Source organism: Lysinibacillus sp. NPDC097231, assembly GCF_044761885.1.
Taxonomy (GTDB): domain Bacteria; phylum Bacillota; class Bacilli; order Bacillales_A; family Planococcaceae; genus Lysinibacillus.
The window spans coordinates 45,649-59,408 of the sequence record NZ_JBIWDH010000004.1 but is presented as its reverse complement, the minus strand read 5'-3'; the positions used below and the strand labels follow the sequence as shown (position 1 = coordinate 59,408).

General features: G+C 38.7%; 11 protein-coding genes. 10 read left to right on the top strand and 1 reads right to left on the bottom strand.

Annotation, left to right across the window (positions count from 1 at the left end; translation table 11 throughout):
• Positions 1–236: 236 nt before the first annotated feature.
• On the top strand, positions 237–797 hold the full coding sequence (locus ACIQXF_RS04500; protein WP_402779601.1) for a glycerol-3-phosphate acyltransferase: 561 nt from the start codon (positions 237–239) through the stop codon (positions 795–797).
• A 4-nt stretch (positions 798–801) separates the two neighbouring features.
• A complete protein-coding gene (locus tag ACIQXF_RS04495; RefSeq protein ID WP_402779599.1) occupies positions 802–2,343 on the top strand; it encodes an aminotransferase class V-fold PLP-dependent enzyme in 1,542 nt (513 codons plus the stop codon).
• Positions 2,344–2,369: 26 nt separating this feature from the next.
• Here the strand turns inward: ACIQXF_RS04495 and ACIQXF_RS04490 are convergent, their stop codons facing one another.
• A complete protein-coding gene (locus ACIQXF_RS04490; protein WP_402779597.1) occupies positions 2,370–3,338 on the bottom strand; it encodes an asparaginase in 969 nt (322 codons plus the stop codon).
• Positions 3,339–3,642: 304 nt separating this feature from the next.
• Here ACIQXF_RS04490 and prsW point away from each other — a divergent pair, with 304 nt between their 5' ends.
• The 8 genes from prsW to ACIQXF_RS04450 all read left to right on the top strand — a co-directional run bounded on the left by prsW (position 3,643) and on the right by ACIQXF_RS04450 (position 13,646).
• A complete protein-coding gene (gene prsW, locus ACIQXF_RS04485) occupies positions 3,643–4,317 on the top strand; it encodes a glutamic-type intramembrane protease PrsW (protein ID WP_402779595.1) in 675 nt (224 codons plus the stop codon).
• Between the two features lie 98 nt (positions 4,318–4,415).
• Positions 4,416–5,246 carry a spore cortex-lytic enzyme gene (gene sleB, locus ACIQXF_RS04480; RefSeq protein ID WP_402779593.1) on the top strand — a complete coding sequence of 277 codons (831 nt, stop codon included), beginning with the start codon at positions 4,416–4,418 and terminating at the stop codon, positions 5,244–5,246.
• Positions 5,247–5,261: 15 nt separating this feature from the next.
• Positions 5,262–6,545: a PepSY1/2 domain-containing protein gene (locus tag ACIQXF_RS04475; RefSeq protein ID WP_402779591.1), complete on the top strand. Its 1,284-nt coding sequence runs from the start codon at positions 5,262–5,264 to the stop codon at positions 6,543–6,545.
• Positions 6,546–6,631: 86 nt separating this feature from the next.
• A complete protein-coding gene (locus tag ACIQXF_RS04470; protein ID WP_402779589.1) occupies positions 6,632–7,291 on the top strand; it encodes a flagellar brake protein in 660 nt (219 codons plus the stop codon).
• Between the two features lie 318 nt (positions 7,292–7,609).
• Positions 7,610–8,284, top strand: coding sequence for a (d)CMP kinase (gene cmk, locus ACIQXF_RS04465; protein WP_402779587.1), 675 nt, complete (start codon positions 7,610–7,612; stop codon positions 8,282–8,284).
• Between the two features lie 102 nt (positions 8,285–8,386).
• Entirely contained in the window at positions 8,387–9,523 is a 1,137-nt protein-coding gene (gene rpsA / locus ACIQXF_RS04460) for a 30S ribosomal protein S1 (RefSeq protein WP_402779586.1), read from the top strand.
• 1,550 nt (positions 9,524–11,073) lie between these two features.
• On the top strand, positions 11,074–12,384 hold the full coding sequence (gene der / locus ACIQXF_RS04455; protein ID WP_402779584.1) for a ribosome biogenesis GTPase Der: 1,311 nt from the start codon (positions 11,074–11,076) through the stop codon (positions 12,382–12,384).
• Positions 12,385–12,629: 245 nt separating this feature from the next.
• Entirely contained in the window at positions 12,630–13,646 is a 1,017-nt protein-coding gene (locus ACIQXF_RS04450) for an NAD(P)H-dependent glycerol-3-phosphate dehydrogenase (RefSeq protein WP_402779582.1), read from the top strand.
• The last annotated feature ends 114 nt before the right edge of the window (positions 13,647–13,760 follow it).

Genomic DNA, 13,760 nt, shown 5'->3' with positions numbered 1-13,760 from the left:
ACGAAAGTGATGGATAGCACGTCAAAAGTGGCGAAAGAAAAGCAAGCGACGGATAGAAATGTCAAAGCGACGGATAGAATGGTCGAAGTGACGGAAAGAAGAGTCAAAGCGACGGATGGACTCGTCAAAGTGACGGATAGACATATCAGAATGACTCAAAGACATTAAGAATGTCATAAATAAATGTTAACAATATATAATTTCTATGATCAAAGCTGTTAAAAAGGTGTGAAAGAATGGTTGGATTATATTGGGCGATTAGTTATATCATAGGGAACTTTATGACGGCATATTTCGTTGGAAAAGCGTATGGTGTTAATTTAAAGGAAGAAAGAAGTAAAAACTTAGGGGCTCGAAATGCTGGCAGTGTGATTGGGAAAAGTGCTTTTATATGGACCTTTTTAGGTGACTCTTTAAAGGGTGTACTTGTTGTTGGTGTAGGGCGTTTATGGCATTTCGAAGAGTGGGAAATAGTACTAGGTGCTTGTTTAGTTATCATCGGTCATTTGTATCCGTTTTGGCTTAAGTTTAATGGGGGAAAAGGAGTTGCAACATTTATAGGAGTAGGCCTGGCATTATCACCAAGCTTATTTTTTATGATGGTTGTAGGGACAGCTATTACGCTTAGTGTAACTAGAAGTTTAACACTTAGTATGCTTGGTGGCTTTTTATTTTATGCCGGAGCAATTATTTTTACAGATAAACTACTGTTATACATACCGATATTAGTAGCAATAATTTTTATGCTTATGAAGCATATGTCGAATATTAAAGAAGCTTTAGAAAGAAGGAAGTGATGATTTGTATTGGTGTAAAATTGCGCATACAGAAGCGGAGTTTGAGGAAATTGCACGATTAAATTATGAAACCTTTGTCGAGGAAATCCCACAGCATGAAGCCAATTCCGCTAGAAAGAAAGTTGACCGTTTTCATCCTGAAAATACGTATATCGTTGTTTATAAAGGATTAGAACTTATAGGCATGCTTGCCTTTAGAGATCAAAGACCGTTTTCAATTGATGAAAAGATAGGAGAGGTTGAACGGTATTTACCAAAGGAAATTAGTACTAAGCTATGTGAAATTCGATTACTTGCCGTCAAGAAGGCATATCGAACAGGAAGAGTACTACTGAAATTGACACAGGCACTCACTGCTTTTGCATACGAAAAAGGTTATTCAGCAGCAGTAATCTCAGGTACTACTCGTGAAGAGAAACTTTATAAGCAAATGGGTTTTACCCAATTTGCACCTGCGACAGGTACAGAGGATGCTTTATTTTTACCAATGGTACTAACGAGACAGCAATTTGAAAAGTCTTTGCAGCAAAGACTTATGAAGGAATGTCATACATTCTATCCAGGGCCAGTAAAACAAAGCGAACCACTTAAGTATTCTGAGCTGTCTCATCGTTCGCAGGGCTTTCAATCATTATTCGAGCGAATGATAAATAAATTACTTCGACTATCAGGGGCAAAGCATGTAGCTACATTTGTAGGAACAGGAACATTGGCAAATGAAGTTATGTTAGGGCAATTGAAGGCTCAACAATTAGGGCGTGGACTAATTTTAACAAATGGTGAGTTTGGAGAACGTCTTCGAAGGCAAGCGGAGAGATGGGCATTGGATTTTGATGTGATAGAGCAAGACTGGGGGAAATCGTTTGATAGAAATATTTTGGACTCTTATTTACAAAAGAGATCTTATCAATGGCTTCTTGCAGTACATGGGGAAACGTCGACGGGTACTTGCAATGATTTAAGGGAAATTTCACTGCTTACTAAGCGTTATGATATAAAGCTTTGTGTTGATTGTATAAGTTCTTTCGGAGCGATGCCATTTTCTTTAAAAGATTGTTATTTAGCGACTGCAGTGAGTGGCAAAGCAATTGGTGCAATCAGTGGTTTGGCTTTTGTTTTTTCACAAAACATTGTGAAATCATCTACAGCATTACCTGCGTATCTCGATTTAGCTAATTACCAGCAAGGTGCAATTCCGTTTACGTTACCGGCAGTACTGGTTGCAAATGTTGAAGAGGCTTTACAAGCATATCCAGAAAGATATGAACAGCTACAGCAACGCTTCACAACATTGCTGCAGCTACCATTTATGCAGTATCAAGTTTCAACTAGACAGTATCCGGTGCTAATCACTTTACAACTTCCTAAAGTTTTGGAAAGTCTTCAGAGAGATTTAAAATTAAACGGGTTTTATGTTCATGCTGATAGCCAATACTTACGTCAAAGAAATTTTATACAACTTTCTACTATTCAACCAGATTTTGAATTAGCAGTTGTTCTCTTACATCATATTTTGAGTTATTACCAACAAGTTGTTGATGCATAATAATGTGCAAATTGAATACATTGGCTTTACATGAAAAATTTCTTTAAGTCTAGTGGAGTGCCCGTTTTGTTTAACCCAATTAATAATTTTAAGCGCGCCTTTTGACCATTAATTCCTGTTGCAAATATAGCTCCTAAATCTTCGAGCATTTTGCCACCACCTACATAGCCGTAGACGCCCTCTGCGATACCGTTAAAGCAACGTGAAACGAGTATAACAGGAATTCCACGCTCTATCAAACTTTCAATGCCCTTAACAACTGCTGGCGGTACATTACCTTGTCCAAGACCTTCTAAGACAACGCCATCATATTTGCAGGCGAGCACAACGTCAAGTAAATCCACTTCCATGCCAGCATATACTTTTAACATGGCAACACGTTTGGTCAATCCATGTATATCTACATATTGACGGCGAATAGGAGCATGATGAAACAAGATTCGTGATTTAGTGATAAGTCCGATCGGGCCATATTGCGGAGATTGGAAAGTATTTACTGAGCTAGTGCTTGTCTTTGTTGTATTGACAGCGAGATGTACCTCGTCGTTCATTACAACAAGTACACCTTTTTCACGAGCTTCTTCGTCCACAGCTACACGAACGGCTTCCATTAAATTATAAATTCCATCCGCACCAAGTTCATTGGAGGAGCGCATTGCGCCTGTTAAGACAATAGGAATCGATAAATCAGTTGTTAACTCTAAAAAATAGGCTGTTTCTTCTAATGTGTCTGTACCATGTGTGATAACAACGCCATCAATTTGCTCTTCTGATACTTTTTCGATGATAAGGTTTCGTAACATCAGCATTTCTTTTGGTGTGATATGTGGAGATGGAAGGTTAAAAGCTTCCATTTCAATAATTGTTGCAAGTGCGTCGAGCTTGCTACTTTCCTTCATTAGAGGATTTTCTTTGTTCGGCATTACGGCACCTTCATCACTCATTGCCATAGATATTGTTCCACCTGTATGAATTAATAAAATTGTTTTTTTCATAAAAATAATAGCTCCTTTTAAAAAGTTTTATGTCATTACATGGTATAATAATAGTAATATATTTTCATTCAACAGATGTTTTTGTGTCTAGAGCAAAGCTTAAGCCGCAAAAGACTTCCACCTCTATTGATGAAGAGATGGATGTGAATGCGGTTTTTTTAACTTCGTTCAACAGAAGTCTCCCACTTCAAATAGGTGGTGAGATGAATGACACGGATTTAGTATGGAATGAATGTATTGACACAATTAATAATCCAAACATAATTACGCTCAGGCGAATTTGATATTGAAAGGAGCCGGCATCATGATCATATTATTATCAGCTGCCATTGCTCCCGGTCTAGCGCTTTTTAGTTACTTTTATTTGCGCAATCAGATGGCAACGGAGCCAAGAAGAACCTTACTTCAAACGTTTTTGTATGGCGCATTTATAACATTCCCTATCTTGTTTGTACAATATGTACTAACAGAGGAAGGGGCCTTTCGATATCTTTATCTACAAGATGTTGTTTTTTCCAGTGTAGTTGAAGAATTTTTTAAATGGTTTGTACTTTTAATTGCGATTTACAATCATGTAGAATTTGATGATCCTTATGATGGCATACTGTATGGTGCAAGTATATCTCTTGGTTTTGCCACGATTGAAAATGTTCTTTACTTATTTTCATTCGGTTTAGATACGGCATTTATGCGAGCATTATTACCTGTATCAAGTCATGCATTGTTCGGCGTTGTAATGGGCTATTATTATGGGCGTGCCAAGTTTTCGAAGCTTGCAAAGACGAAAGAAATGATTGCTATGGCGCTTTGTGCACCGGTAGTATTACACATTTTATATAATACAATATTATCATTTAAAGGCTACTGGGTATATTTAATGATACCTTTTATGCTATTTTTGTGGTGGTTTGGGCTAAGAAAAGTCAAACTTGCTCACTATCATCTTGTGCAACATTTGCATATGCATAAAAAAATATAAAGCGTAGAAATCGAAAAAAAGATTTCTACGCTTTTCTATTTTTTTAATGTATAAAACGAGTCGTTTGTTTCAAGCTATGAAAAAAAGGAGTGATGATAATGCGTTCACTAAGCATAATTTTTGCTTTGATGTTGGCAATTGGTATATTTGCTATTCCACAAAATGACGCCACCGCATTTACAGAGCAACAGATTGCCCGCGGTGCTTATGGGGATGATGTAGTTGAATTACAAGCTAGGTTACAATACTTAGGATTTTATAAAAGCAAAATTGATGGCAAGTTTGGCTATAACACATATTGGGCTTTACGAAATTTCCAAGAGAAATATGGTTTACCTGTGGATGGGATAGCCGGTTCTAAAACCAAAAAAACTTTAAGTGGTTATTCAGATTACGATGAAGGATGGGTTAAAGCACAATTACAAGCAGGCAACCAATTCACCTATTATGGTGGCATTCCACTTGCACAGCAAGTGAAAGCTACTGGAACTGCTAGCAGTGGTGGCGGCGGTGGAGGTAAAAGTAGCGGTAGTAGTAATAATAATGGTACCCAAACACAAGTCCCTCCGAAATATACTGACAAAGATGTGCAGTTAATGGCGAATGCGGTTTACGGAGAAGCTAGGGGAGAACCTTATGAGGGGCAGGTAGCGGTAGCAGCTGTTATTTTAAATCGTTTGGAAAGTCCTGATTTTCCTAATACAATTTCAGGTATAATTTTCCAACCATTGGCGTTTACAGCAGTAGCGGATGGACAAATTTGGCTTGAACCAAACCAACGTGCAAAAGAAGCAGTTATTGACGCTATGAATGGCTGGGATCCTTCAGAAAATGCACTATATTATTTCAATCCGAAAACAGCAACTAGTAAATGGATTTGGTCACGACCTCAAATTAAACGAATTGGAGAACATATTTTCTGTTCATAAGAAAGGAGGAAAAAGATGAGAACAATGCTCGTTATACTCACTATGGCAGTTATTGGTTTAGGGGCATATAGCATTAATATGCACGGAGAAAACAAAAATTTACAACGTACTGTACTCGCTCAATACACAGATAATTTAACGGATGCATCTGAGAAATTATCGCATTTACAACAAGCTGTTTCACAATCTTTATTGTTTCGAGATGACGAAGCCATTCACAATCAGTTAGATTCCGTTTGGCGACTAAGCGCTGATGTACGATCTTCTATATCCAATATTCCTGTTGGACAGGGGGTTTCGAATCAGTGGTTAAATTACTTAGGTCGCCTTGGAGATGAGGCGCAGAGAACAGCAAAAACAGGAGACTATCAAGCCTGGCGGGAAAAGATGCCGCAAGTTTCCACGAATTTACAATCGCTTTCAGATGAATGGTCAGCTGCAACGGTCGATTTTTATAAGAATGATGGTAGAATGGACGTCTGGTTGCGACAAGTAGATAATAAAAATCCGAGTACAACGTTTGATAATGTACAAAAGACATTAAAGGGTTATAGCGAAAAAGACTTCCCACTTACTTTAAGCGAATCGGATTGGCAGAAAAAAATAGATCTTAAAGCATTACAAGATTCAGTCATTACTGAAAAAGAAGCATTGGAAAAAGTAAAACATTTATTCCCTATCATAAAAGATGCAACGTTTACTGTTACGAGAAGCAGTGATACAGCACCATACCCGTTTTATCATATCCAATTCCACCAAGGTATTCGATTAGGGTATATCGACCTAACAGAAAAGGGTGGGCATTTAATATCCTATTTAGTGGAACGTCCAGTAGATGAGGCAAGGTTATCACAGGATGAAATTATGAATAAAGCTGAAGAATATTTAAAACGTCTTGGTATGAATGATGTTGCTTTTGTGGAATCTCGTGAAAATCATCAAGCATGGCATGTGACATTTGCCCGTGTACATCCTGGTGATAATGCATTGGTTTATGCAGATGGTGTGCAACTAAAACTTGCGAAAGATACAGGTGAGTTGCTTGGTGCCAATGCAATGGAATATATTCAGGAAGAGACGATTAAACCACAAACTGCAAAACCAATTGATTGGAAAACTTTCTTTGATGATGATGTAAAAGTACAAGAAGTAAAAAATATTTATACAGATAACGGGCAATTTGAACAACGACTTTGCTATGAGGTGATTGCGCTCCGCGATGGAAACACACAGGAAACATTCAGAATTGTCGTCGATGCTGAAAATCACAATGTCTTAAAGGTTGAATATTTAACGTGATTTAAGAAAAAACTACCAGTTCATATAGCCAAAACGAGCATCTCATGAGATAATGGCAGTATATATTTTTGTTCGAGGAGATGCTCATGGAAATAAAAATTGGTACGCAATTAGAACTTGAACCTACTTATACAGAGCGTGTTGAAAGATTCCGCTGTAAAGTTGTAGAACAAAAAGACAATATCATTTACATCGATTATCCAACAAATGTTGCCACTAAGAAAACAGCATTTTTAATAGATGGCTCAGAGTTTAGAGCAACCTTCCGTACAGAGGACAAACAATCCTTTGCTTTTAACACAGAAGTAATTGGACGTAAATCTGGCAATATTCCAATGATTATGTTGCACTGTCCAAAGCCAGAGGAATTTATTAAAATTCAACGACGTGAGTATGTACGTGTGGAAACGCCTGTAGATGTAGCATTACAGTATAAGGATTATAAATACCAGCTAGTGACAACAGACATAAGTGCTGGTGGCTTGGCGGTTAATTTGAAAGGCGCAGTTGCTTTCAACGATGGCGAAGAGGTTAAATTAACAATCGTTTTACCATATGCCAATGGGGATGTTAAATACGTTATCACGGATGCAACGGTTGTCCGTATTTTTGAAAAAGATAACAAAACAATGGCAACGATTCAACTAACAGATACGGATGATATTGATCAACAGCATATTGTTCGTTTCTGCTTTGAACGTCAGTTAGTCAATCGCCGCAAAGAGTTGAATCCATTTAATGTTTAACGTTCTATTCATTGTAAACGGTCTATGAATAACACGTATTGTACCAATGTATTTGTGCAAAAGTGAAGCGTGACTGAGTGACCAATATCATGGCTGCTGACGCTTCGCTTTCGAGCAAAAAACATTCTGCCGCTGACGCTTCGCTTTCGCGCAAAAAACATCTGCTGGTCTAAAGACTCTAATTGGTTGTTACGAGCACTTGTTAGTAGGACACAACTCAAAATGTAAACGTCATTGATGTAAGAAAGCCCTCTGCTCGTAGGAGGGCTTTTTGATGTTTATATGTTACAATATGGGTGATAGAAAGTAGGGAAGAATATGGAGAAAAATATTCAAATTGCGATTGATGGACCTGCTGGAGCTGGGAAAAGTACAATCGCGAAAATTGTTGCAGAGGCTCTAGGGTTTACCTATATTGACACAGGAGCAATGTATCGTGCTGTGACGTATAAAGCTATGCAACAAAACATACATTTAGATGATGAAACAAAATTAGCAGAAATGCTTGCATCCAGCACAATTGAATTAAAGCCTTCCCCTCAAGGGCAACTTGTCTTTTTGGATGGGAAGAACGTATCAGCTGAAATTCGATCAAATGAGGTCACTTCATCTGTTTCACAAGTAGCGGCCCATGCTAAGGTGCGCGAACTTTTAGTAGCACAGCAACAAAAGCTTGCTGCTAATGGTGGCGTTGTCATGGATGGGCGGGACATTGCTACACATGTGCTAAAAAATGCGGAACTAAAAATCTTTATGTCTGCAACGGTAGAGGAGCGAGCAAGACGTCGTTTTATTGACAATCAAAAGCGAGGAATTGAATCTTCCATTGAAAAGCTTCAAGAAGAAATTGCACTGCGCGATAAAATGGATAGCGAACGTGAAGCATCACCACTCATTCAAGCAGAAGATGCAACATTTTTGGACACGACAGCATTGTCAATTGATGATGCAGCACAGGCTATTTTAAAATTAGCGCAAGAAAAAATGGTATAAATCCTAAAATTTCAGACATTTTTTGAATTTAAAGGATTTATTTTTGTCTTTGTCTTCAATATCGAATAAAATAGTAAGGGAAGATGCGAAGGAGGGTTACATATGTCTGAAGAAATGAACTATGCAGAACAAACGTTTAACGAAGGTGATATCGTCAAAGGTATTGCAGAGCAGGTTGATGAAAAAGCAGTTTCTGTTTCAATTCCGGGTGCACCGTTTGATGGTATTGTACCAATAAGTGAATTATCAAGCTTACACATTGAAAAAGCATCTGACGTCATCTCTATTGGTGATGAGTTGGAATTGATGATTACAAAGGTTGAAGAAGAAAACTATGTTTTATCAAAACGTAAAGTAGATGCATTAAAAGCATGGGATACGCTTGAACAACAATTTGCTGCTGAGGAAGTTTTCGAAGCGGAAGTAAAAGATATTGTTAAAGGTGGTCTTGTCGTAGATTTAGGAGTACGTGGCTTCGTTCCGGCATCCCTTGTAGAAGACTACTTTGTTGATGATTTTGAGGGCTATAAAGGTAAATCTTTAAGTTTCAAAATTGTCGAGCTTGATAAAGAGAAAAATCGTTTGATTTTATCTCATCGTGCTGTTGTGGAATCAACAAAGGCTTCTCAAAAGAAACAAGTCATCAAGCAAATTAAAGCTGGTGATGTGTTAGACGGAAAAGTTCAGCGTATCGCATCATTTGGTGCATTCATTGATCTTGGCGGTATTGATGGCCTTGTGCATATATCACAAGTATCTCATGAGCATGTAAGTGATGTGAGCGAGGTTTTATCAGAAGGACAAGAAGTAAAGGTAAAGGTTCTTTCTGTGGACCCAGAAAATGAGCGTATTTCGTTATCTATTAAGGAAACGATTCCTGGACCTTGGTCAAATATTGAAGAACGTGCTGCTAAAGGTGCAATTTTAGATGGTAAAGTAAAACGCCTTACTTCATTCGGAGCTTTTGTGGAGGTTTTCCCAGGTGTAGAAGGCTTAGTGCATATTTCGCAAATCGCGCACAAGCATATTAACACACCACACGAAGCTTTAAAAGAAGGACAAGAGGTACAAGTAAAAGTACTTGACGTAAATGCTGAAGAAGGTCGCTTAGCATTAAGCATTAAAGAATTACTTGAAAATCCTGATGCTGAGGAAGTAATCGACTATGAATTACCTGAAGAAAACACAGGCTTCTCTTTCGGTGATGTCATTGGTGATAAACTGAAGAACTTTAAATAACTAGTCAAGCGAGGATGCATATTGCGTCCTCGCTTTTTTATGAGGCGATGGATAGAATCATCAAAGAGAAGGATAGGAAGTTCAGGCGACGGATAGAATCCAAAACGATGGATAGAAGACCAAAGTGAAGGATAGGAAGTCAAGCGACCGATAGAATCGTCAAAGCGACGGATAGAAGAACGGAAGTGATGGATAGAATCCAAAGCGTCGGATAGAAGAGCTGAAGTGATGGATAGAATCCAAATCGAAGGATAGAATCCAAATCGAAGGATAGAAGGGACAAAGTGATGGATAGAATTATCAAAGCGACGAATAGAAGAACCGAAGTGACGGATAGAATCACCAAAATGACAGATAGAAGAGCCAAAGTGGAGGATAGAATTCAAATCGACGGATAGAAGAGCGGAAGTGATGGATAGAATCCAAATCGAAGGATAGAAGGGACAAAGTGATGGATAGAATCATCAAATCGACAGATAGAAGAGCTAAAGAGGTGGATAAAATCCAAAGCGACGGATAGAAGAACCGAAGTGACGGATAGAATCATCAAAATGACAGATAGAAGAGCTAAAGAGGCGGCTAGAATCCAAAGCGACGGATAGAAGAACCGAAGTGATGGATAGAAGAGCCAAAGCGACGGATAGAAGAGCCAAAGTGATGGATAGAATCGTCAAAGCGAAGGATAGAAGAGCGGAAGTGATGGATAGAATCCAAATCGAAGGATAGAAGAGCGGAAGTGATGGATAGAATCCAAATCGAAGGATAGAAGGGACAAAGTGATGGATAGAATTATCAAAGCGACAGATAGAAGAGCGGAAGTGATGGATAGAATCCAAATCGAAGGATAGAAGGGACAAAGTGATGGATAGAATTATCAAAGCGACAGATAGAAGCTAAAGTGGAGGTTAGAATCCAAATCGACAGATAGAAGAGCCAAAGTGATAGATAAAATCGTCAAAGCGAAGGATAGAAGAGCTAAAGAGGCGGATAGAATCCAAATCGAAGGATAGAAGAGCCAAAGTGATGGATAGCATCATCAAAGAGACGAATAGAATCGTCGAAGTAACGGATAGAAGAGCTAAAGAGGCGGATAAAATCCAAATCGACGGATAGAAGAACCGAAGAGACGGATAGAATCATCAAAATGACAGATAGAAGAGCTAAAGAGGCGGATAGAATCCAAATCGACGGATAGAAGAGCGGAAGTGATGGATAGAACCATCAAAGCGACAGATATAAGAGCCAAAGCGACGGATAGAAAATCAATCGACGGATAGAAGAGCTGAAGTGATGGATAGAATCGTCAAAGCGAAGGATAGAAGAGCTGAAGTGATGGATAGAATCCAAAGCGACGGATAGAAGAACTGAAGTGATGGATAGAATCATCAAAGCGACGGTTAGAAAAGCTAAAATAACGTTAGAATCGTCAAAGCAACGGATAGAACCATACATAGCGTTCTCTTTAATGGATATGATATGATATGATATGATATAATGGCATTTTTCGTGTATAATAGCGAAAGACAAGAAGTTGGAAGGATGAAGTACAGATGACGAAACCAGTAGTAGCCATCGTAGGTCGTCCGAACGTAGGTAAGTCGACGATTTTTAATCGTATCGTTGGAGAACGTGTATCAATTGTGGAAGATATTCCAGGGGTAACACGTGACCGTATTTATAGTTCGGCAGAGTGGTTAACACATGACTTTAATATTATTGATACAGGTGGTATTGAGATTGGGGACGAACCATTTTTAGAACAAATTCGTCAACAAGCAGAAATCGCCATTGATGAAGCAGACGTTATTATTTTTATGACAAATGGTCGTGAAGGTGTAACAGCTGCTGATGAGCAAGTGGCCAAAATTTTATACAAAACAAAAAAACCGGTCGTTTTAGCAGTGAATAAAATTGATAATCCGGACATGCGTGAGATGATTTATGATTTCTATGCGCTTGGCTTTGGCGAGCCTTGGCCAATTTCAGGCTCCCACGGTTTAGGCCTAGGGGATTTACTAGATGAATGTGCAAAACATTTCCCTAAGGAAGATGAAGAGCAATATGGGGAAGAGGTCATTAAATTCTCATTAATTGGTCGCCCTAATGTTGGGAAATCCTCGTTAGTAAATGCATTTTTAGGTCAAGATCGCGTAATTGTTAGTAACATCGCTGGTACAACTCGAGATGCTATTGACACGCCTTATGAGTATGATGGGCAGGAATATGTCATTATTGATACAGCGGGTATGCGTAAAAAAGGAAAAGTGTACGAAACAACAGAGAAATACTCTGTATTGCGAGCATTACGTGCCATTGAACGATCCGATGTTGTTTTAGTTGTACTAAATGCAGAAGAGGGCATTCAAGAGCAAGATAAAAAAATTGCAGGCTATGCACATGAAGCTGGAAAAGCTGTGGTCATTGTTGTGAATAAATGGGATGCTATTGAAAAAGATGAGAAAACGATGAATGTCTTTACTCAACAGATTCGTGAGCATTTCTTATTCTTAGATTATGCACCAATTATTTTTGTTTCGGCCAATACAAACCAGCGAGTACATCAAATTTTACCGATTATACAACGCGTTAGTGAAAACCATGCAATGCGTATTCAATCATCAATTCTTAATGAGGTGATTGAGGATTCTGTGGCACGCAACCCAGCGCCAACAGACAAAGGCCGCCGTCTTCGCATTTACTATGCAACCCAAGTGGCAATACAGCCACCGACGTTTGTGGTATTTGTTAATGAACCAGAACTAATGCATTTCTCTTATGAACGTTTCTTAGAAAACCGTATTCGCGAAACATTTGATTTTGAAGGGACGCCAATTCGTTTAATTACTCGTGCTCGTGCTTAGAGAAAATTTATACACATACAGTACGCCAACCCGACGATAATTTGTTGGGTGGCGTCTTTTTACAAAAAAGAAAGAATATTTTAGGTCTAAGTATTACTTGGATTACTAGGATTGTTTTTATGAAAGTGAAGCGGCAGCTTGACAGAATTTGTCGCATTGATAAATCAAGTTGCATTTAAACCTTTTATCAGCGTTAGCATGGTTAAAAGTTCGACTAGGCTTTTCTTTACAAGGGAGGATTTTGAATGGAAAAAGTTTGTGTGTTAGGGGCAGGCTCGTGGGGTACAGCACTGGCGATGGTACTTGCAGAAAATGGGCATGATACGCTTGTATGGACTCATCGAGCTGACCAGGCTGAAGAAATCAACAACCTGCATACTAATAAGAAGTATTTACCTGAAACGATACTACCAATAAATTTGCATGCAACAAGTGATATTGCTAAGGCAGTTGCTCATTCGGAAACAATTGTTGTTGCTGTGCCAACTAAGGCCATCCGTGAAGTATGCGAAAAAATGACAGCATCACTCGAGAAAAAAGTGTTATTTGTGCATGTGTCGAAGGGGATTGAACCCGATTCATTAAAACGAATTTCGGAAATTCTAGCAGAAAGTTTACCTGCTGAATTTGTAGAAGAAATTGTTGTACTTTCAGGCCCAAGTCATGCAGAGGAAGTAGTTTTGCATCATCCCACAACGGTGACGGCGGCTTGCGCTAATATTGAAGCAGCTGAGAAAGTACAGGATTTATTTATGAATCAATTTTTCCGTGTCTACACAAATGAGGATATTGTCGGTGTAGAAATTGGTGGAGCACTGAAAAACGTCATCGCATTAGCTGCTGGTATTACAGATGGCTTAAATTATGGTGATAATGCCAAAGCGGCACTTATTACTCGAGGATTGGCTGAGATTACACGTCTTGGTGTCAAAATGGGGGGGAATCCATTTACATTCTCAGGACTTACAGGCATGGGAGATTTGATTGTAACATGTACAAGCGTACATTCACGTAACTGGCGTGCTGGTAATTTGCTAGGACAAGGTATGAAATTGCAAGAGGTACTTGATCAAATGGGAATGGTAGTTGAAGGGGTACGTACAACGAAAGCCGCTTACCAACTAGCAGAGAAATATGATGTTGCTATGCCAATCGCAACTGAACTTTATAGTGTGCTCTTTAATAATGTAGAACCGAAAGTAGCAGTTGATGCATTAATGATGCGTATGAAAAAGCGAGAAATCGATGATATGATGCACTAATATAATTTTCTAGTAGAGTATATAGTTGAGTCTTTTTGTCATAAAACGGACATAAATAAGGTGCCTCAGAGAATATGCTGAGACGCCTTATTGTGTGGTATTAGCCGAATCGTC